Source organism: Microbacterium sp. zg-YB36 (assembly GCF_024623575.2).
Taxonomy (GTDB): domain Bacteria; phylum Actinomycetota; class Actinomycetes; order Actinomycetales; family Microbacteriaceae; genus Microbacterium.
Map to the genome: position 1 here is coordinate 86371 of NZ_JANJFD020000012.1, position 20883 is coordinate 107253.

The window sequence follows — 20883 nt, forward strand, 5'->3', positions numbered from 1 at the left end:
CCTACCGCAGCGCGGCCCGCACGCGCTGCACGTCGTCGCCCATCTGCGCGATGAGTGCGTCGATCCCCTCGAAGGCGACCATGCCGCGGATGCGCCGGGTGAAGTGCACCTCCACGCGGTGGCCGTACAGGTCGAGGTCGGTCTCGTCGAGCACATAAGCCTCGACCTGACGCAGTGTGACGTCGTCGAACGTGGGATTGACGCCCACCGAGATCGCGGCCGGATAGCGAGTGGTCGCGTGCGGGTTGGGCGCGGCATCCGCCCGGTCGATCGCGCCCTCGTCGACGAGCCAGCCGGCGTAGACGCCGTCCGCCGGGACGAACCCCTCGGTCTGCGGCGACAGGTTGGCGGTGGGGAAGCCGAGTTCGCGGCCGCGTTTGAGGCCGTGCACCACCACGCCGCGCACCGCGGGAGGGCGTCCGAGCAGGCGGGCGGCGGTCTCGACGTCGCCGGCGTCGAGCAGGTTGCGGATCCAGGTGGACGAGACCCGGCGGCCGTCGTCGTGCGCGCGGATGTCGTCGATGACCTCGACGCGGAACCCGTACTCGCGGCCGAGCTCAGCCAGCAGCTGCGGGTTTCCCGCTCCCCCGCGGCCGAAGCGGAAGTCGCGGCCCACGAACACCGTGACCGCGCCGATCGCGTCCACCAGCACGGTGCGCACGAACTCATCGGCCGGGAGGTCCGCCATCGCCCGGTCGAAGCGCAGCACGAGCGTGGCATCCACCCCCGTGTCGGCGAGCAGCGCGAGCTTCTGGTCGAGGCTGACGAGGTCCTCCGGGCACGCCTGCGGGCGCAGCAGACGCAGCGGGTTGCGGTCGAAGGTCACCGCGACGACGCGGGCGCGCTCGGCGGCGGCCTCGACGCGGGCGCGGTCGATGCCGGCACGATGGCCGGTGTGCACACCGTCGAACTTGCCGATCACGACCACCGATGGGCCGAAGCCGGCGGGGACCTCTGCGGGATCGTGGAACGTGATCACCAGGACGACCTCTCGGCGACGGGTTCGGGTGCCACGGCGGCTGCGCCGGGGCGGTTGCTCGCGAGCCACCACAGCCCCAGGAAGGGCAGCGCGAGCGGGATGAAGAGGTACCCCTCGCCGTACCACGACCACACCGTGGGGTGGTCGAACAGCGCGGGCATGACGAAGGTCAGCGTGCCGACGACGATCACCCCGGTCAGCTCGAAGCAGATCGCAACCCACGCCACGACGTACCAGAAGCGGTTGCCGGCGAACACCAGGGCGAGCGTGGCGACGATGTAGACCACCGCAGCAGCCGCCGACAGACCGTAGGCGAGCGGCGCCTCGTCGAACCTCTCGACGATCTGCACGAAGGAGCGCCCGGTCGCGGCGAGGGCCATGATCGCGTAGACGACCACGAGCACACGGCCGACGCCGGTCATGCGCGGGCGGGAAGACATATCGCGCTCCAGTGTAGGCGTGGTGGCCGGCGGGCGGCTCACGCGACCTGAACCGTCCAGATGACCTGCATCCGCCACACCATGACGGCCACCGACAGCGCCGCCACCCCCATGATCACGGTGCTCCAGCGGCTGCGCTCGATGAGCGCCCACGCCACCGCGGCCGGCGGCAGCAGCACCGCCGAGACGAGGTAGACCCAGAATTCCAGCAGGCTGCCCGACGGCGGGTTGCCCGCCAGGGGCGCGACGATGCCGATGACCACCTGCGCCAGCAGCAGCAGCTCCACCAGCGCCAGCCCGCCCACCGTGAGGTCGCTGGGGCGGCGTCCTGCCAGTCCCAGCGTGAGGCACAACAGCCCGGCGACAGTGGCGACGGCGACCTGCACGTACGCGAACCACAGGATCATGCGGCATCCTCGGGGATGTTCATGGCGCTCTTCACATCCGCGCCGCGGCGCTCCACCACGCCGACCAGGCGGCCGTCGGGGTCGATCGCGGCCATGTGCGGCCCGTGCAGCCGTTCAGCGGCACCAGTCAGGCGCTTGCCCTGGCGCAGATCCCGTGCCTCATCGGCGGTGACCGGGAAGGTGCCCAGCACGCCGGCGGCGGCCTGCGCCTGCGGCACCAGCCGCGACGCGTCGATGTCGTCGATCGCGACGGCATCGGTCACCGAAAACGGTCCGATGCGGGTGCGACGCAGTGCAGTGAGGTGCCCACCGACCCCGAGTGCGCCGCCGAGGTCGCGGGCCAGGGCGCGGATGTAGGTGCCGCTGGTGCAATCGACGACGACGTCCAGGTCGATCGCGGTCTCGCTGCGTCGGGTCGTGACGACGTCGAAACGCGACACCGTGACGGCGCGCGAGGCAAGCTGCACGTCCTCCCCGGCACGCACGAGGTCATACGCGCGCTTGCCGTTGACTTTGATCGCCGACACGCGGCTGGGCACCTGGGAGATGTCGCCGGTGAGCTCGGCGATGCCGCGGGCGATCGCCTCCGGCGCGACGGCCGCGATCGCCGCGGCATCCGCCGTCGCCGTCACCGCGCCGTCGGCGTCGTCGGAATCGGTGGCGACGCCCAGGCGGATCGTCGCCTCGTAGGTCTTGTCGAGCCCGACCATGTAGGTCAGCAGCCTGGTCGCGCTGTCCACTCCGAGCACGAGCAGGCCCGTCGCCATCGGGTCGAGCGTGCCGGCGTGCCCGATCTTGCGGGTGCCCAGCGCCTTGCGGGCGCGGGAGACGACGTCGTGGCTCGTGATGCCGCCGGGTTTGTCCACCAGCAGGATGCCGGCCATCAGCAGAAGTCCCGGTACGTGCGCTGCGGGTGGTCCCAGTCGGTGTTGTCGATGATGGCGGATGCCGCCTGGCGCGGGTCCGCTTCGCGCAGGTACAGCTCCTGGCCCTGGCGGTAACGCCGGTTCGACGCCGCCGACGGGTCGGGGTCAGTGCCGTCGCGCTCGGCCATCCGCGCGAACGCGACGTCGACGGGGACGTCCAGCCAGAGCGACCAGTTCCACAGTCCCCGCAGTTCCGGGCGGTGCAGGAAGATGCCGTCGACGATGAGGACGGCATCTTCCGGCGCGGTCTGCGGCGGCACGTCGACGGGCTCGTCGCGGTCGACGTCCCACACCGCGGTGCGCAATGGTGCTCCGGCGCGGAAGGGGTCGATCAGGGTGCGGCGGAACGTGTCGTAGTCGTAGGAGTCGCGGTAGAAACCCTCGGGCGAGGTGCGCCCGAGGGCGTAGCGCTCGGCGCGCGGGCGGTGGAAGCCGTCGACGGAGGCGCGCAGCACGGGTCCGGTGAACGCGGTCGCCAGGCCATCGGCGAACCAGGTCTTGCCTGCGCCGTCGATCCCGTCGACGGCGATGATCACGCGTCCGCGCGGCAGGTGCTGGCGCACCTCGTCGCGCAGGTCACGCCACAGGGCGGGGGCGGTGGGCTGCGGCATCCCTCCAGCCTACGACGCGTGCGGTGTGCGGCCGGGCGCAGGTGCCCTCGCCGCCCGGGCGCCTGGGCGCCTGGCCGCCACGTAGGCTGATCCGGTGCCCGACATCGCCACCCCGCTCATCGCGTGGTACCGGGACAACGCGCGGGACCTGCCGTGGCGCCGCCCCGGGTTCGGGGCGTGGGGCGTGCTGGTCAGCGAGTTCATGCTGCAGCAGACGCCGGTCGCCCGAGTGGTGCCGCACCTGACCGCGTGGCTGGAGCGGTGGCCGACGCCGGCGGATCTCGCCGGGGATGCCCCGGCAGAGGCGGTGCGGCAGTGGGCGAACCTCGGGTATCCGCGGCGGGCGCTGTGGCTGCACCGCGCGGCGGTCCAGATCCGCGACCGGCACGACGGGCAGGTGCCGTCGGATGTCGACCAGTTGCTGGCATTGACCGGGATCGGCGACTACACGGCACGCGCCGTGGCCGCATTCGCGTACGGTCACCGGCATCCTGTCGTCGACACCAACACACGCCGAGTGCTCGCCCGCGCCGTCGACGGCCGATCGCAGCCGGGCTCCCCCGCCAAGCGGGACCTGGCGGCGATGGCGGCGGTGCTGCCGGCCGACGATGCGGAGGCGGCGGCCGTCAACGCCGCGACGATGGAGCTGGGGGCGGTGGTCTGCACAGCCCGGTCGCCCCGGTGTGAGGTGTGCCCGCTCGCCCGGGTGTGCGCGTGGCGCGCGGCCGGGTACCCGGACACCGGCGACGAGCGCCGCCGGCAGGCACGCTACGAAGGCAGCGACCGGCAGGCGCGGGGTGCGGTGCTGCGGGTGCTGCGGGATGCCGACGCGCACGCGGTCGCCCTCGACGCGGTGATCGCGAACTGGCCGGATCAGCGGCAGCGGGACCGTGCGATCGACTCGCTCATCGCGGACGGCCTCGCCGAGGCATCCGGCGGGATGCTCGCGCTCCCCCGCTGAATACTCACTCGACGACGTGAATACTCACTCGCGAGCGGGAATACTCACTCGGCGTCTTCGGTGCGGGGCTTGACGTAGGGGTCGGGCTCGCCGGCGTACACGGCGCCGGTCGCGAGCCCCGCCACGGCGGCGTCGCGCTCGCGCGCTTCGCGCAGCAGATCCTCGATGTGCCCGGCGTTCTCGGGGATCGCGTCGGGGATGAACTCGAGGGTCGGGGTGAGCCGGATGCTGAGCTGGCGGCCCACTTCGCTGCGCAGCATCCCGGTCGCGGCCTTGAGGGCCTCGGCCGAGTCGTTGCGCTCCTTCTCGGTGCCCAGCACCGTGTAGAAGACGGAGGCGTGCTGCAGGTCACCGGTGACTTTCACGTCGGTGATCGTCGTGAAGCCCAAACGGGGGTCGCGAAGACCCTTTTCGAGCCGCTCCGCGATGAGCACGCGGATGCGATCGGCCAGTCTGGCCTGACGCTCTGAAGACATGGTTCTCTCCCTGGAGGTGGAAGCGGGGGGCGCCGGTCGGCGCCCCCCGCCGATCGATCAGCCCCGCCGGCTCGAGCCCCGCACGGGGGGTTGGCGGACCGCACCCCTCCGCCTCTTACCACTGGTTCCCCCCCGTGGTGGGGCAGGGGGGGGCCGCCGGCCGGCCCCCCCGCCGATCGATCAGCCTCGCGGCTTCTCGACCATCTCGGTGGTTTCGATCTCGTCACCGATCTGGATGTCGTTGAACTTGCCGAGGCCGATACCGGCTTCGTAGTCCGTACGCACCTCGGTGACGTCATCCTTGAAGCGACGCAGCGATTCGATCGCCAGGCCGTCCGCGATGACAACGCCGTCGCGAATGACTCGCGCCTTGGCGTTGCGGGTGATCGTGCCGGAGCGGACGATGACACCGGCGATGTTGCCGAACTTGGAGGAGCGGAACACCTCGCGGATCTCGGCGACGCCCGACCGGACCTCTTCGTACTCCGGCTTGAGCAGGCCCTTGAGCGACTGCTCGACATCGTCGATCGCGTTGTAGATGACCGAGTAGAACCGGATGTCCACACCCTCACGCTGAGCACGCTCACGCGCCTTGGCGTCGGGGCGGACGTTGAACCCGATGACGATCGCGTTGTCGATCGTCGCGAGGTTCACGTCGGACTCGGTCACGGCACCCACACCGCGGTGGATGATCCGCAGCTGCACTGATTCGTCGACCTCGATCTTCAGCAGCGACTCCTCCAGCGCCTCAACGGCACCGGAGACGTCACCCTTGATGATGAGGTTGAGCGACTCGACCTTGCCCTCCTGGAGAGCACGGGTGAAGTCCTCGAGCGAGATGCGCTTGCGGGCCTTGGCCAGCTGGGCGTTGCGCTCGGCCGCTTCACGCTTCTCAGCGATCTGACGGGCGAGGCGATCCTCCTCGGTGACGATGAACGTGTCACCGGCTCGGGGCACGGAGTTCAGACCCTGCACCTGCACGGGACGCGAGGGGTAAGCCTCTTCGACCGCGTCGCCGTTCTCGTCGACCATCGCACGGACACGGCCGTATGCCGTGCCGGCGACGATCGCGTCACCGATGCGCAGCGTTCCGGACTGGATCAGCACGGTGGCGATGGAACCGCGGCCCTTGTCGAGCTTCGCTTCGATCGCGACACCACGAGCAGCCTTGTTCGGGTTGGCCGTGAGGTCCAGCCCGGCGTCGGCGGTCAGCAGGACCGCATCCAGGAGAGCCTGGATGTTGGTGCCCTCACGAGCCGACACGTCGACGAACATGACGTCGCCGCCATACTCCTCGGCGACCAGGCCGTACTCGGTCAGCTGCTGGCGCACCTTGCCCGGGTTGGCGTCGGGCTTGTCCACCTTGTTGACCGCGACGACGATCGGCACGCCGGCCGCCTGCGCGTGGTTCAGCGCCTCCACCGTCTGCGGCATGATGCCGTCATCGGCGGCGACCACGAGGATCGCGAGGTCGGTGACCTGCGCACCTCGGGCACGCATGGCGGTGAACGCCTCGTGACCGGGGGTGTCGATGAAGGTGATGGCCCGTTCGATGCCCTCGTGCTCAGTCCACACCTGGTAGGCACCGATGTGCTGCGTGATGCCACCGGCTTCACCGGCGACCACGTTGGTCTGACGGATCGCGTCGAGCAGTCGCGTCTTACCGTGGTCGACGTGACCCATGACGGTCACGACGGGCGGACGGATCTCGAGGTCGTCTTCGCTCTCGGCTTCCAGCTCCGCCTCGAGGTCCAGACCGAAGCCCTCGAGGAGCTCCTTGTCCTCATCCTCGGGCGAGACCATCTGGATCTTGTAGCCGAGCTCGGCACCGAGCACCTCGAACGTCGCCTCATCCAGCGACTCGGTGGCCGTGGCCATCTCGCCGAGGTTGAACAGGATCGTCACGAGCGTGCCGGGCTGCACCGTGTAACCGGTGATGGCCTCGATCTTGTCGGCGAAGTCGGCGATCGATGCGCCGCGGCGCATGCGGATGATCTCGCCGTTACCGCGCGAGACGTTGATGCCGCCGACGACCGGCGCCGACCGCATTTCGAATTCCTGCCGCTTCGCCCGACGCGACTTGCGCTGCTTGGACTTGCCGCCACCCTTACCGAAGGCACCTGCGGTGCCACCGCCGGGTCCACGACCACGGCCACCGCCGCCACCGGGACGACCGGCGAAACCACCTGCGGGGGGACCGCCACCGGGACGACCGGGACCGCCGGTAGCACCACCGGGACGGCCGGGACCGCCGGGACGCTGCTGGAACGGAGCGCCGGGACGACCGCCGCCACCGGGGCGACCGGCGCCACCGGGACGCGGTGCGCCCGGACGGGGTGCGCCGGGACGCGGTGCCTGCGGACGGGGGATGTTGCCCGGGCTGGGCCGCTGGCCCATGCCCTGAGTCGATGCGAACGGGTTGTTGCCCGGACGGGGACCTGCGGGGCGCTGACCCATGCCCTGCGCGGAAGCGAAGGGGTTGTTGCCGGGGCGCGGAGCACCACCGGGACGCGGAGCACCCGGGGTGGGCGCGCCGGCTGCGGCGCCACCCTCAGCGGGCTTGGCGGTCTCGGGCTGGGCCGGAGCCGGCGTTGCGGCGGCGGGTGCCGCGGGAGCGGCAGGCTCCGCGGCGGGTGCCGCCAGGCGCTGCCGGAGCCGCGGGGGCTGCCGGTGCCGGTGCGGGCGCCGGAGCTGCTGCCGGGGCGGCGGGGGCCGGTGCGGCGGGCGCTGCCGGACGAGCCGGGCCGGGACGGCCGGCAGGACGCGCGGATGCGCCGGGGGCGGGTGCGCCGGCGGCGGGCTTGGCACCGTCGGCCTGCAGGGCCTGACGGAGCTTGCGAGCCACCGGGGGCTCAATGGTCGAGGAAGGGCTCTTGACGAATTCGCCGAGCTCCTTCAGCTTCGCAAGCGCGACCTTGCTGTCGACGCCGAGCTCGGAAGCGATCTCGTGCACGCGTGGTTTTGCCACAATTCTCCTGTCTGAAGGCCTGCCCCAGACAGGGCAGACCGCTAGTTGCGGACGGGTCTCATTTCGAGCCGTTCACTTTGAGTCCATAGCCGTTCAGCCGTTTCGCTGGAAGTGGTTCTGAAGGGTCTGCGTGTCAAGCGAACCTGACACACGCAATGCTCGTCCGAAGGCACGGCGCCTGATGGCGGCATCCACGCATTCACGCGTGGCGTGCACCCACGCACCCCGTCCCGGCATCGATGCGCTCTCGTCGAGGACGAGCTGCGTATCGAAGGCCACGACTCTGGTGAGCGTGGCCCGGGGGGCACGTGCGCGGCACCCCACGCACGTTCGAACGGGTTCCATCCTACCCCCTCCTGGATCCGCAGCGGATGCCACCCCTCCGGTGAACCGGAGGGATCAGCTCTCCTCGAGGATGCTGTCGGGCTGGATGTCGATCTTCGCGCCGGTGAGCTTGGCGGCCAGACGGGCGTTCTGACCCTCCTTGCCGATCGCCAGCGACAGCTGGTAGTCGGGGACGAGGGCGCGCACGGCCTTCGTGGACGCGTCGAGGATGAAGCTCGACGTGACCTTCGCCGGCGAGAGGGCGTTCGCGACGAACGCGGCCAGCTCCGGGTGGTAGTCGACGATATCGATCTTCTCGCCGCCGAGCTCCTCGGTCACCGCGCGCACGCGGCGTCCCAGTTCGCCGATGCAGGCACCCTTGGCGTTGATCGACGGGTCGGTGGTGGAGACGGCGACCTTGGTGCGGTGGCCGGCTTCGCGCGCCAGCGAGACGATCTCCACGAGACCGGAGGCGATCTCGGGCACCTCGAGGGCGAAGAGCTTGCGCACCAGGCCGGGGTGGGTGCGCGAAACGGTGATCTGGGGGCCCTTCAGGCCCTTCGACACGCTCGTGACGTAGACGCGCAGGCGAGAGCCGTGCGGGTAGGTCTCCCCCGCCACCTGCTCCTCCGGGGGCAGGATCGCCTCGACCGTGCCGAGGTCGACGTGCACCATGCGGGGGTTGGGGCCCTGCTGCACGATGCCGGCGACGATGTCGCCCTCCTTGCCGCGGAACTCTCCCAGCACGGCTTCGTCGGCGATGTCGCGCAGGCGCTGGCTGATGACCTGCTTGGCGGCGAAGGCGCCGATACGGCCGAAGTCCTCGGGCGTCGTCTCCTCCTCGCCGACCACGGCACCCTCGTCGTCGATCAGCGGCACGTAGATGGCGACATGACCGGTCTTGCGGTCCAGCTCGACCCGCGTGCCTGCCGGCACCTCGTCGGTCGCGGAGGTGTGCTTTCCGTAGGCGGTGAGGATCGCCTGCTCGATGATGCGCACGAGCTCATCGAACGGGATCTCCTTCTCGCGCTCGATCGTCTTCAACAGTCCGAGATCGATGTCCACGGTGTCCTCCCTATTCAGCTTGTCGCGGCGCGCAGAAGCGCAGCCGCATCCCCAATACCTTACCGGATGCCGTGTGTCCAGACCCTGGGAGCGGCCCGCGTTCACCTCGGGCAGGAGTCGAGCACACGGTCGGCGCGCAGAGCCTGCGCCTCGGTGTCGATCTCGGCATCCATCACGGTCTCGCTCCACTGCAGCATCAACGGCAGAGCGTGTGACCGCGGCTGCAGGATGTCCTGGTGATGCCCGCCGGGCACCACCCAGCGGAACACACGCTCCCCGCTGCCGCACAGCCGGGTCACCAGCTGGCGCTGCAGCACCGTGGGCAGCACCTCGTCGTCAGAGCCCCAGCCCACGAAGATCGGCGTCCCCCATGGTCCCTCCGGGACGTTCTCGGCGAGCCGCTTGCCCAGCGCCCCGGTCGTGAGGTCCGCCACGTCGATCGGGTCGTCCTCGGACAGGCCCAGCGCGGTCAGCGCTGATACGACGACACCCGGTTCGCTCAGACACCGCTGCGCCATTTCACGGACCACCTGGCGGGCACCGGAGGCGACGTAATCCTCCAGCTTCACATCGGCGTACGTCTCCGCGTACGGCACCAGCACCCACGAGACCATCACCGTCAGCAGCGCCCCCGCCCCGGGCCGGGCGAGCTCCTCGGCCAGCGCAAGCGGGTCGGCCGCCGGGGCGAGCAACGCCGTCCCCCGCACGTCTATTCCCGGGGTGTACTCCGGCGCGATCTGCGTGGTCCACAGCGCCGCGTGCCCACCCTGCGAATGCCCCCACACGAGGGTGCGCGGAGACAACACCAGATCATCGAACTCACCCGCGGCCAGCACCGCGTCCAGCGCGGAGCGGGCCTCGCCCCGACCGATCAGATACGGGAAGTCCCCCGGCGCCCCCTGCCCGCTGTAATCGGGGGCGACCACGACCCAGCCGTTGGCGACGGCACGGTCGACATCGGGGATCGCCCACCGCGTCGCCGTCCCTCCGGCCAGGCTCGGTGCGCACCCACGGGCGACGCCGGTGGTGCCGTGGTTCCAGATGACGACGGGTCGGGGCTCGTCGGACGGCTCATTCGGAATGATCACCAGGGCACTGCCCACCGCGGGGTCGCCGAGGGCGGAGCGGGTCGTGTAGAGCATGCGCCGCACGCTGGCCCCGGCGGGGGCGGCGCCCATGTAGTCGTCGGAGCGGATCAGCCGGCCGTGGCCGTCGGGCAGCTCAGCGGGCGGCTCGTAGAACGCGTCGATGACGGGCGCGCCGTCGGCCAGCCAGGAGTTGAGCCAGGACCCGCCGGCGGCCGTCGCCACCAGCAGCAGCGCGACGGCGTAGCGGCCCGCGGCCGCCCAGGCGCGTCGGCGGCGGCTGGGCGCAGGCCGTTCCGGCGCGGCATCCGCACGCCCGTCCGCCACGATCGCGCGCACGCCGCGCGCGATCAGCTGCGCCCCGAAGACGACCGTGCGCGCACCGAAGAGCACCGCCACAACGAGCACGCTGACGTCCGGCCAGGTCAGCGCCAGCACGCCGAAGACGATCTGCGCCCCGCCCCAGGTCAAATCCAGCACGCGCTGGCTGACCGTGCCCTTTCGCAGCGCGTCGCCGACCGAGGCGACACCGGCGACCATCAGCAGCACCGCGAGGGCTGCAGGGAGCAGATCGAGCCGGGGACCGAACCAGATGGCCACCGCGAGCCCGCCGACGATCCACACCACGCCGAACGCCCGGTTCCACCAGCTGGAGCGATGCGGCGAGAGCAGCTCCACGGCGCCGGCGACGATCGCGCTGGCCCCGATGTACACCGCCAGCAGCAGCAGCGACGTGAGCGGGCGGAACACGATGAGCAGGCCCAGCGCCACGACGATGAGACCCACGACCAGCAGCACCGGGGCGGGCGCCCGCCCGATGAGTCGCGGCAGCGAGGCCCACCGGGCCTTGAATCCGCGACCTTGGCTGTTCACCCGGGAATCGTACCGGCGGCCGCCTCGGCAAACCCTGCGTGAGCCCTAGGCTGTGGCGGTGACCGAAGCTGCACCCAAGCGCGCCGCCCGCGAGATCGCGCACCACCCCGCGACACGGATCGGCGCGCGCGCCGGGTACGCCGCCAACGGCATCGTGCATGCGCTCATCGGCGTCATCGCGCTGATCATCGCGTTCGGCGGCGACGGCGACGGCGACCAGACCGGCGCCTTCAAGGCCATCGGAGGCGCACCGCTGGGCTTTGCCGCCCTGTGGGTGCTGGCGATCGCACTGTGGGCGCTGGCCACCTGGCATCTGGCCGAAGGCGTGATCGTGCGCGACCCGCGGGGTGATGCGAAGGGACTCGCCAAGAAGTGGGGGGTGCGCGTGTCGGAGTGGGGGCAGGCGGTGGTGTTCCTTGCGCTGGGGATCATCGCGGCAGCCGTCGCGCTGGGTGCCAGACCCGATGCCGAGGCCGCCGCCGAGGACGCCAGCCGCGGCGTGCTGACGATCCCCGGCGGGCCCTACGTGCTGGGGCTCGTGGGACTCGGGGTCGGCATCGGCGGCATCGTCTTCGTGGTGATGGGGGTGCGGCACAGCTTCCACAACAAGATGGACATCCCCGACACCCGCCTCGGCAACGCCGTGACGACGCTGGGGGTGGCCGGGTTCATCGCCAAGGGCATCGCCCTGGTGATCATCGGCATCCTGCTGCTCGTAGCCGCCACCACGGCGGACGCCTCGGCGGCCGGCGGTCTCGACGGCGCCCTGCAGGCACTGCTGGGCATGCCGCTGGGCACCGCCGCGGTGGGCGCGGTGGGCATCGGGTTCATCGCGTACGGCGTGTTCTGCGGATTCCGCGCGCGCTACGCGGCCCTGTGATCCGGCTCAGCGAGTGAGTCGGGCGACGACCTCCGTCGCGGCGACCACATCGCGCTCGCCGGTGCGTCGGTCCCACAGCTCCACCTGACCGTCGGCGGCGCCGCGGCCCACGATGACGATCTGCGGCACGCCGACCAGCTCGGCGTCGCCGAACTTCACTCCCGGCGACACCTTCGGCCGATCGTCGAAGAGCACGTCCAGCCCCGCGGCATCCAGGTCGGCGGAGAGCTTCTCGGCCAGCTCGAACGCGAGAGCATCCCGACCGGTGGCCACCACGTGCACGTCGAAGGGCGCGACCGACGCCGGCCAGATCAGGCCCTTGTCGTCGTTGTTGAGCTCGGCGATGATCGCGAGGATGCGCGTGATGCCGATGCCGTAGGAGCCCATCGTGACGGTGACGAGCTTGCCGTTCTCGTCGAGCACCTTCAGCCCCAGGGCGTCGGCGTACTTACGGCCGAGCTGGAAGACGTGACCGATCTCCATGCCGCGCGCGAGCTCCACCGGGCCGGAGCCGTCGGGGGCGGGGTCGCCCGCGCGCACGGTGGCGATCTCGATGAACCCATCGGCGGTGAAGTCGCGTCCCGCCACAAGCGAGTGCACGTGTTTCTGGTCGATGTTCGCGCCGGTGATCCACGACGTGCCGTCCACCACACGGGGATCCAGCAGATAGCGGATGCCGGTGGCCGACTCCTCGCCGAGGATCGGGCCCTTCTCGGACCACGGTCCGATGTAGCCCTTCACCAGCAGCGGCTGGCCGGCGAAGTCCGCCTCGGTCGCCTGCTCCACCTCGGCGGGGGCGAAGGCGACCTCGACCCGCTTGTCGTCGATATCGCGGTCGCCTGGGAGGCCGATGACGACCAGTTCCCGCGTGCCGTCGAGGTGGCGCAGCGCCAGCACCACATTCTTCAGCGTGTCCGCTGCGGTGTAGTCGCCGGGCAGCTGTGCGTTGCAGTGCGTCACGAGCGTGTCGATCGTGGGAGTGTCCGGCGAGTCGAAGATCACCGGCTGCGGCAGACCGTCGAACGGGATGGACTCCGGGACGACCGTTGTGAAGGCCTCGACGTTCGCGGCGTAGCCACCCGCGGAGCGCACGAACGTGTCCTCGCCCACCGGGGTGGGGTGCAGGAACTCCTCGGAGCGGGAGCCGCCCATCGCGCCGGCATCCGCCTGCACGATGACGTACTCCAGGCCCAGCCGCTGGAAGATGCGCTCGTACGCGTCGCGCTGCGCCTCGTAGGAGGCATCCAGTCCCGCGTCGGTGTAGTCGAAGGAGTAGGCGTCCTTCATCGTGAATTCGCGTCCGCGCAGGAGCCCGGCACGGGGGCGCGCCTCGTCGCGGTACTTGTCCTGGATCTGATAGATCGTCAGCGGCAGGTCCTTGTACGACGAGTACAGGTCCTTCACCAGCAGCGTGAAGACCTCTTCGTGGGTGGGGGCCAGCAGGTAGTCGGCACCCTTGCGGTCCTGCAGGCGGAACAGCGCATCGCCGTACTCCTCCCACCGGCCGGTGACCTCGTAGGGCTCACGCGGCAGCAGCGCCGGGAAGTGCACCTCGTAAGCGCCGGCTGCGGCCATCTCTTCGCGCACGATCTGCTCGATCTTGCCCTTGACCCGCAACCCCAGCGGCAACCAGGCGAACACGCCCGGCGCCTGGCGGCGGATGTAGCCGGCGCGCACGAGCAGCCGATGGCTCGTGACCTCCGCATCGGCGGGGTCTTCACGGAGGGTACGGAGGAAGAAGTGCGACAGACGGGTGACCACGAGGAGTCAGTCTACGGATGCCACGCCCCCGGCGTGGCCGTCACGCGCGGGAACCGGGTCAGCGCGTGCGCGAGTACTCCGGCACGGTGACCACGGTGAAGGACGAGCACGACTGCACGTCACAGATGGCGCATTCGGTGCCGCGACGGTAATGCTCGTGTGCTTCGCGGAGGTGACCGCACGCGCACATATCGGTCGGCAACGCCGTCACCTTCGGTGTCTTTCGCATGTGCCAGGCCTCCCTCGGCCAACGGGGCTTCCCCGGTCGATCTCCGGGGGTCCCTGTCCTCCCAGACAGCCGCTTGATTCCATTGTGGACCGGTTTTCCTGATTGTCCACCGAATGGGGGACGTGACGCGCCGGAAGTGGGCCGCTGTCCCCCGAAAGGGGGACGAAAAACCGCGAAAAAACGGCTCTGTCCACCGAAGAGGGGACAGGTTTCGGCCCTTCCGTTACGCGACTCATCGGTAGCGTTCACACGGATGTAACACCCGGCCGGAACGCTCGAACCATCGACAGCGGACTATCAGAGCGCCGCCGGGGGTCTCCATAAGAGACACGACACCGCCGGCGCCGAGACGCGCAACACGCGCAAACCAGCCCCGTGTCCGTGCCATCACCGACAACCCCCATCCGTTTGTGCTCCCCCAAAGGAAAAGGCGACTCACTGTGACTTCACCCCAGCACCCCGCGCCCCGCGTATCGATCATCGTTCCCGCCCGAAACGAGGCGAGGAACCTGGAGATCGTGCTGCCGCTGCTTCCCGACGTCCACGAGATCATCGTCGTCGACGGCCACTCCGTCGACGGCACCGCCGATGTCGCCCGCCGCGTCCGCCCGGGCGTCGAGGTCATCACCCAGACCCGCAAGGGCAAGGGCAACGCGCTGGTGTGCGGGTTCGAGCACGCCACCGGCGACATCATCGTCATGTTCGACGCCGACGGCTCGGCCGACGCCGACGAGATCCCCCGCTTCGTCGACGCGCTCCTGCGCGGCGCCGATGTCAGCAAGGGCAGCCGCTACATGGCCGGTGGCGCGAGCGAGGACATCACCTTCCACCGGAACCTCGGCAACCGCGGCCTGAACCTGCTGACGAACATCCTGCTCGGCACCCGTCACTCCGACCTCTGCTACGGCTACAACGCCTTCTGGCGCCGCATCCTCCCCGGCCTCCAGCTCCCCGCCGCGAACATCCCCGGCGCCGAGGGGCAGATGGTGTGGGGCGACGGCTTCGAAATCGAGACGCTGCTGACCTGCCGCATGGCGGAGAACCGGCTTCGCGTGGTCGAGGTGCCGAGCGTCGAGCTGCCCCGCATCCACGGCGAGAGCAACCTCAACGCCATCACCGACGGGCTGCGGGTGCTGCGCACCGTGCTCGACGAGCGTGCCAAGCGGTGGGGATCAAAGCGAGGCGCAGGCCTCATCGCCGCCGCAGCGGCACCCGCGCCGCTGCGCGCCGAGGAGCGCGTGGAGTCGATCGGCCGGTGATGACGGTCAGTGTCGTAATCTGCGCCTACACACTCGACCGCTGGGATCAGCTCGCGCTGGCCATGGCCTCGGTGTCCGCCCAGGGCAGCGCAGACGAAACGATCCTCGTCGTCGACCACAACGACGAGTTGCTCGAGCGCGCCCTCGCCCGGTGGCCCGAGGCTCGCGTGATGGCCAACGAGGGCCCGCGTGGCCTGTCCTCCGGCCGAAACACTGCGCTGCGCGTCGCCGTCGGTGACATCGTCGCCTTCCTGGACGACGACGCGGTCGCCGACCCCGGCTGGCTCGACACGCTGATCGGCGGCTTCACCGACCCGTCGGTGGTCGCCGTGGGCGGCAGCGCCGTGCCCATCTGGCCGGGCGAAGCGCCTGCCGTGCTGCCCGACGAACTGCTGTGGATCGTCGGATGCAGCTATCGCGGCCTTCCCACCGAACCCGGTCCGGTGCGCAACGTGATGGGGTGCTCGATGGCCTTCCGCCGGGAACCGCTGCTGGCCATCGGCGGGTTCAACGCCGACACCGGTCGCGTCGGGAAGCTCCCGATCGGATGCGAGGAGACCGAAGTGTGCATCAAGCTGCGCCAGGTCGACCCGGCCCACGTCGTGCACTATGAGCCGTCGGCCCGCGTGCGTCACCACGTCAGCGCCGATCGCGTGCGCATGGCCTACGTCGCGCACCGCAGCTGGTGTGAGGGGCTTTCCAAGGCGGGCATCGCCCGCACGGTCGGCCGCCAGGACGCCCTGTCGGCCGAGTCCGCCTACGCCACCAGAGTGCTCCCCGCCGCGGTGTGGCGGGAACTGCGCCGCGGACCGCAGGGTCTCGTCGCCGTCACGGCGATCCTGCTCTCGCTGGGCCTGGCCGGCGCCGGCTACGTACGAGGCCGGTTCGCCCAGGTGCGCACCGGCGGCACCCGCGGGTCGCTGACCCAGAAGGCGGCTGTATGACTGCGGCCCCCCGCAGCGCTGTATCCGACCACACCGCCGCGGTGGGGCGACGCATCACGCGCGACTCGCTGTGGCTGTCGTCGGGGTATGCCGTCACCTCACTGTCGGGGTTCGTCTTCTGGATGCTCGCCGCGGTGTGGATCCCGCAGACGCAGTTGGGCCTGGAGGCCTCGGCACTGTCGATCATCATGGCCGCCGCTGCACTGGCATCCAATGGTCCCGGCAGCGCACTGGTGGTCATGCTGCCGATGGGCGGCCCGGCCGCGTGGTCGGTGCTGCGTCGCGCCTACGCGGTGACGGCGGCGCTCGGCGCGGCGGCGGGCCTGGCGGCGGGCGGGCTGGTCGCCGTCGTGCTGCGCCCCGGGCTGCCGGGCGTGGTCACCGTCGTCGGTGTGATGGTGTGCACTGTCGCGTGGGCGCTGTTCAACGTGCAGACCCAGGCGCTGGCCGGCGCCGCCGACGCCCGCGGCACGCTGATCGTCAACGGTTCGGCGAACCTCGTCAAGCTCGCCCTGCTGGCGCTGCTGGCGCTTGCCGTGCCCGGCATGCCGCACCCGCTGGTGACCGCGACGATCGTCCCCGCCGCCATGGCCATCGCCGTCGGCGCGTTCGCGCTGGTGCCCCGGGCGCTGCGCCGGGAACAGGCGCTGCGACCCAGCACCCGCACCTGGGATGCCCCGACGGCCCGCGCGTTCGGCCTGTTCACAGTGCAGAACGCCGTCGCGGTGGGCGTGGTGATGTGCGCCGGCCTGTCGCTGTCGTTCATCGTGACCGCGCTGTCCTCCCCCGCGGAGGGCGCGGTATTCGCCATCGCCTACCAGTTCAGCGTCGCGCTGGACCTGGTGGGCGTCAGCGTCGCCACCGCGCTGGCCAAGAGCGCCGCTGCCGACTTCGACCCGAGTGCCGGGCTCGCCGGCGCCTACACGCGCACGGTGTTCCTGGTGGTCGGTGCGCTCGGTGTCGCCGCCACGGTCGCCACCCCGGTGCTGTTCCTCATCGCCGGCCAGGACTACTCGCCCCTGTACGGCATGGCCGTCGTGGGCGCCCTGGCACTGGCGAGCCTCATCCGTCCCGGCTACGACATCTGGTCCGCGCTCTCCCGCGCGCGGCACCGGGTGCGTCCGGTCCTGTGGAGCAACCTGCTCTACGTATCCATCCTGTTCGGCGTCGTGCTGCTGCTCGTCCCCACCCTGGGGGCCCTCGGAGCCGCACTCGCCATGGTCTGCGGGGTCTGCGCGCTCGCCGCCGTGGGCGCCGTCGGACTCCGCCGCGTGCGTGATCTTCCCGCACGCGCCTTCGACTCGAAAGGTGTTGCCGCATGACGACACTTACCCTCCCCCTGGCCATGCCGCTGCACGGCGACGTCGATCGCCGCGAGGCGATCTGGGTCGGCCTGATCGAGGCCGACGACATCGCCACGACGCCGGATCGGATCGCACTGGCATCCGGTGATGCGTTCGACCGGGCACGCCTGCTGGTGCGCGATCACGGTACCGTCCGCGGTTACGTGACCCTGCCCGTCGTCGCAGGCGCTCTGGATGCAGAGGCCCTCAGCGACGCGGTGGCCGCACTGCCGCCGGTACCGCCGGCAGCCCGCCCCGCGCCCACTCCCGTGAGCGTCGTGGTGTGCACCCGGGACCGTGCCGACCTGCTGCGGGAGGCGCTGGACGCGATCCGCGCGATCGACTATCCGTCGTTCGAGGTCGTCGTGGTCGACAACGCCCCCGCCACCACCGACACGCACGACCTGTTGCGGACGGAGTACCCGGAGTTCCGCTATGTGCGGGAGGATGCCGCGGGACTCTCCCACGCCCGCAACGCGGGGCTGCACGCGGCCACCGCGAGCATCGTCGCGTTCACCGACGACGACGTGATCGTCGACCCGCAGTGGCTGTGGGCTATCGCGTCCGGCTTCTCGCGAGCCGACGACGTCGGCTGCGTCAGCGGAGTCGTGCCCACCGGCGAGCTGCGCAACGAAGTCCAGGCGTACTTCGACGCCCGCGTCAGCTGGTCCAAGCTCACCGCCTCGCGGGTCTTCCGCCTGAGCGACCCGCCCGCCGACCTGCCGATGTTCCCGTTCTGCGTCGGCGAATTCGGCACCGGCGCGAACTTCGCCATCCGCCGCGACCACATGGTCGCCCTCGGCGGCTTCGACACTGCCCTGGGTGCCGGCACGCGCACCAAGGGCGGGGAGGACCTCGACATGTTCATGCGCGTGCTCTACGACGGCCAGGCGATCGTCGTCGAACCGTCTGCCCTGGTGTGGCATCGCCACCGGGCCGACCTCGAAGCCCTCACCGCACAGGCCGTGGGCTACGGGCGGGGGTTCGGCGCGTGGGCGACCACCGTCGCGCTGGATCCGCGCATGCTCGGCGCCGCGGTGGCACGCTCCCCGCGGGCCATCGCGCGACTGCTGAACAAGCCGATGTCCACGGTGGACGACTCGCCGGCATCCTCGACCCTGTCGAAGGAGTCCAAGCGAGTGGGACGGGTCGAGCTGGGCAGCATCTTCGGCGGCCCGGCGAGTTACTTCGCCGAGCGGCGCGCACAGCGGGAAGCAGGCACCCTCGCCGGTCCGCCATCGCGCGGTCCGGCGATGGAACGCCGCTGCTGGGCGACGCTGGCTGCCATCGGCGGCGTCTTCGGCCTGCTCGCGATGCTGCCGCTGCCGGCCGGACTCTCGCTGGCGTTCGTGGCGCTGTTCATCCTCATCGGACCCGGCGCGCTGGTGCGGGCGTGGGTGGTGCTGCCACCGAACTTCGCACCCATCGTCATCCCCGCCATCGGGATCTCGGTGATGCTGCTGCTGACCACCGCCATTGTGTATGCGCAGCTGTGGAACCCCTTGTTGTGGCTGCTCATCCTCGCCGTCGTCACCTGCCTCGGCGCGGTGGCGACCTTCACCATCAGGAGGACGGCATGACCATCACCGCTGCACGCACTCAGGCCTCCCCCGCCCGACCCGACAAGGCCCTCCCCGCGCGCCGATGGCTGACACCGGCGATCATCCTCGTGCTCGCCGCCGTCGCCTGGGCGGTGGCACTGCCGTCGCTGCGCGATGCGCCGTGGAACCTGTTCGGGCTCCTCGCCGCGGCAAGCCCGCTCTTCCCGGTTTCGGTCGTGCTCGCCACGATCGCGTTCTGCCTGGCCATCGCGCTGCGCGCGACCCGTACCGCCGGTATCGCGCTGGTGTCGACGATCCTCATGATGAGGCTCCCCACCGCCATCTCCACCGACGCTCCGCTGTACTCGTGGACCTACAAGCACTTCGGTCCGATCGACTACATCCAGCGCTTCGGCGCGGTCGATGTGGACATCGACATCTACCACAACTGGCCCGGGGCGTTCTCGTTCATCGCCTGGCTGAACACCGTGACCGGCACCGAGACGCTCGCCATCGCGCAGTGGTTCGCGGTGGGTTCGCAGCTGGCGGTCGCCGCTGCGGTGTTCTTCCTGGCCCGCACCTACGGCCAGTCCACCGCGACGGCGCTCGTGGCGGCGTTCTGCGCGCACGCGGTCAACTGGGTCGCCCAGGACTACCTCTCCCCGCAGGCGATCGGATTCGCGTTGGCCATCGTGGTCGTCGCGCTCGTGCTGGCATCGGTGCGCACAAGAGCTGCCGCGTGGGTGGCGGTCCCGATCTTCACCGCGATCGTGGTGACCCACCAGCTCACCCCCTATTGGCTGCTCGCCGCGGTGTTCCTGCTGACCGTGCTGGGCCGAGTTCGGCCGAAGTACCTCATCGTCGTCTTCGCCGCGATCGCCATCGGCTACATGCTGCTGCACATGAACGTGCTCAGTCAGTTCGGGCGGCTGCTGAATTTCGACTTCCTGAGCAACATCATGACGCCGTCGGCACGCAACGAGACGCTGGGTAACCCCAGCGTCGGGCAGGTCGTGAACTCCTGGGCCGCGCGTGGCGTCACGCTGCTGGTGTGGATCTCGGCCGGCATCGTCACGCTGGTGCGGCTGCTGCGGCACCGCGACCAGTGGCGCAACACGCTCGTGCCCGCCGTCGTGGCGTTCTCACCTGCTCTCATCCTGGTGGCTCAGGGATACGGCGGCGAGGCGCTGTTCCGGGTGTTCCTGTATTCGATCCCCGGCTGCATGCTGATCCTCGCCCCGGGGCTGACCCGGCTGCTGCGCGGTGAGGTGCTCCGGGCACGCCGCGCCGCGCAGATCGGCGTCACCGCCATCGCGTCCCTCACCGCCCTCACCTCGATGCAGGCGTACTACGGCGGCTGGTTCGCCAACCTCGTCACCCCGGAGTCGGTGCAGCTGACCACCCGGGTCCTGCAGGAAGAGGACCCCTCGACGCTGACCATCGGTGTCGCACCCGGCGCGCCGGGCCGCCTCGTGGCGGAGTACGTCGACTTCGTGCAGGCCGACGAACTGTTCGACTCCGGTATCGACATGTGGCTGACGTCGTGGCCCGGGTGGGAGACCGAGCAGTTCGCCGACCCCCGGCGGGTCACGCGCCTGACCGACAGCCTGGTGTGGGAGCAGCGACCGGCCCTGGTCGTGATCACGCAGCAGATGCGCGACTACAGCACCTACTACGGCACGCTCCCCGACGGTGCGCTGGACCGGTTCGAGAGCATTCTCGAGGACGACCCCCGCTGGGTGCTGGACCACGAATCCGAGGACACCCTGGTGTACCGGCTGGATCTCGGCACGTCGAGGCAGGGCTGACCC

The 20883-nt window shown here is 70.5% G+C and carries 17 protein-coding genes and 1 pseudogene; 7 read left to right on the top strand and 11 right to left on the bottom strand.

The window, feature by feature from the left end:
- Position 1 precedes the first annotated feature (1 nt).
- The 5 genes from NQ151_RS15425 to NQ151_RS15445 are packed head-to-tail and all read right to left on the bottom strand — an operon-like array spanning position 2 to position 3363.
- A complete protein-coding gene (locus tag NQ151_RS15425; protein WP_257510206.1) occupies positions 2-979 on the bottom strand; it encodes a bifunctional riboflavin kinase/FAD synthetase in 978 nt (325 codons plus the stop codon).
- Positions 976-1419 carry a hypothetical protein gene (locus tag NQ151_RS15430; RefSeq protein WP_257510207.1) on the bottom strand — a complete coding sequence of 148 codons (444 nt, stop codon included), beginning with the start codon at positions 1417-1419 and terminating at the stop codon, positions 976-978. Before NQ151_RS15430 ends, NQ151_RS15425 begins: the two co-directional genes overlap by 4 nt.
- A 38-nt stretch (positions 1420-1457) precedes the next feature.
- Positions 1458-1826: a hypothetical protein gene (locus NQ151_RS15435; protein WP_257510208.1), complete on the bottom strand. Its 369-nt coding sequence runs from the start codon at positions 1824-1826 to the stop codon at positions 1458-1460.
- Positions 1823-2710 (bottom strand): tRNA pseudouridine(55) synthase TruB, encoded by an 888-nt coding sequence (gene truB / locus NQ151_RS15440; RefSeq protein ID WP_257510209.1) that lies wholly within the window; start codon positions 2708-2710, stop codon positions 1823-1825. The genes NQ151_RS15435 and truB overlap by 4 nt, the downstream gene beginning before the upstream one ends.
- The gene (locus NQ151_RS15445; RefSeq protein WP_257528632.1) at positions 2710-3363 is read right to left on the bottom strand and encodes a nucleoside/nucleotide kinase family protein; all 654 of its coding nucleotides are present in this window, start codon (positions 3361-3363) and stop codon (positions 2710-2712) included. The genes truB and NQ151_RS15445 overlap by 1 nt, the downstream gene beginning before the upstream one ends.
- Positions 3364-3457: 94 nt before the next feature.
- Here NQ151_RS15445 and NQ151_RS15450 point away from each other — a divergent pair, with 94 nt between their 5' ends.
- Positions 3458-4324 (top strand): iron-sulfur binding domain-containing protein, encoded by an 867-nt coding sequence (locus NQ151_RS15450; RefSeq protein WP_257528633.1) that lies wholly within the window; start codon positions 3458-3460, stop codon positions 4322-4324.
- A 44-nt stretch (positions 4325-4368) separates the two neighbouring features.
- Here the strand turns inward: NQ151_RS15450 and rbfA are convergent, their stop codons facing one another.
- The 5 genes and pseudogenes from rbfA to NQ151_RS15475 form a co-directional block, all read right to left on the bottom strand.
- On the bottom strand, positions 4369-4800 hold the full coding sequence (gene rbfA / locus NQ151_RS15455; protein WP_257528634.1) for a 30S ribosome-binding factor RbfA: 432 nt from the start codon (positions 4798-4800) through the stop codon (positions 4369-4371).
- Between the two features lie 180 nt (positions 4801-4980).
- Positions 4981-7768, bottom strand: a pseudogene (infB, locus tag NQ151_RS15460) (translation initiation factor IF-2).
- A gap of 93 nt (positions 7769-7861) precedes the next feature.
- A complete protein-coding gene (locus NQ151_RS15465) occupies positions 7862-8113 on the bottom strand; it encodes a YlxR family protein (protein WP_257528635.1) in 252 nt (83 codons plus the stop codon).
- A 54-nt stretch (positions 8114-8167) separates the two neighbouring features.
- Positions 8168-9157 carry a transcription termination factor NusA gene (gene nusA, locus NQ151_RS15470; RefSeq protein WP_257509527.1) on the bottom strand — a complete coding sequence of 330 codons (990 nt, stop codon included), beginning with the start codon at positions 9155-9157 and terminating at the stop codon, positions 8168-8170.
- Between the two features lie 101 nt (positions 9158-9258).
- Positions 9259-11115 (bottom strand): lipase family protein, encoded by a 1857-nt coding sequence (locus NQ151_RS15475; protein ID WP_257509526.1) that lies wholly within the window; start codon positions 11113-11115, stop codon positions 9259-9261.
- Between the two features lie 58 nt (positions 11116-11173).
- On the opposite strand from NQ151_RS15475, the gene NQ151_RS15480 reads away from it, so the two are divergent.
- Positions 11174-11995 (top strand): DUF1206 domain-containing protein, encoded by an 822-nt coding sequence (locus tag NQ151_RS15480; protein ID WP_257528636.1) that lies wholly within the window; start codon positions 11174-11176, stop codon positions 11993-11995.
- A gap of 6 nt (positions 11996-12001) precedes the next feature.
- On the opposite strand, the gene NQ151_RS15485 is transcribed toward NQ151_RS15480, so the two are convergent.
- Positions 12002-13756 carry a proline--tRNA ligase gene (locus tag NQ151_RS15485; RefSeq protein WP_257528637.1) on the bottom strand — a complete coding sequence of 585 codons (1755 nt, stop codon included), beginning with the start codon at positions 13754-13756 and terminating at the stop codon, positions 12002-12004.
- A 669-nt stretch (positions 13757-14425) separates the two neighbouring features.
- Between NQ151_RS15485 and NQ151_RS15490 the strand changes: the two genes are divergently transcribed.
- The 5 genes from NQ151_RS15490 to NQ151_RS15510 are packed head-to-tail and all read left to right on the top strand — an operon-like array spanning position 14426 to position 20880.
- Positions 14426-15244, top strand: a complete 819-nt coding sequence (locus NQ151_RS15490; RefSeq protein ID WP_257528638.1) for a glycosyltransferase family 2 protein — start codon at positions 14426-14428, stop codon at positions 15242-15244.
- Positions 15244-16188, top strand: coding sequence for a glycosyltransferase family 2 protein (locus tag NQ151_RS15495; protein WP_257528639.1), 945 nt, complete (start codon positions 15244-15246; stop codon positions 16186-16188). Before NQ151_RS15490 ends, NQ151_RS15495 begins: the two co-directional genes overlap by 1 nt.
- Positions 16185-17510 carry a polysaccharide biosynthesis protein gene (locus tag NQ151_RS15500; RefSeq protein ID WP_257528640.1) on the top strand — a complete coding sequence of 442 codons (1326 nt, stop codon included), beginning with the start codon at positions 16185-16187 and terminating at the stop codon, positions 17508-17510. The genes NQ151_RS15495 and NQ151_RS15500 overlap by 4 nt, the downstream gene beginning before the upstream one ends.
- Complete coding sequence (locus NQ151_RS15505; protein WP_257528641.1) at positions 17507-19111, top strand: glycosyltransferase; 1605 nt, start codon at positions 17507-17509, stop codon at positions 19109-19111. Before NQ151_RS15500 ends, NQ151_RS15505 begins: the two co-directional genes overlap by 4 nt.
- Entirely contained in the window at positions 19108-20880 is a 1773-nt protein-coding gene (locus NQ151_RS15510; protein WP_257528642.1) for a hypothetical protein, read from the top strand. Before NQ151_RS15505 ends, NQ151_RS15510 begins: the two co-directional genes overlap by 4 nt.
- Positions 20881-20883: the final 3 nt, after the last annotated feature.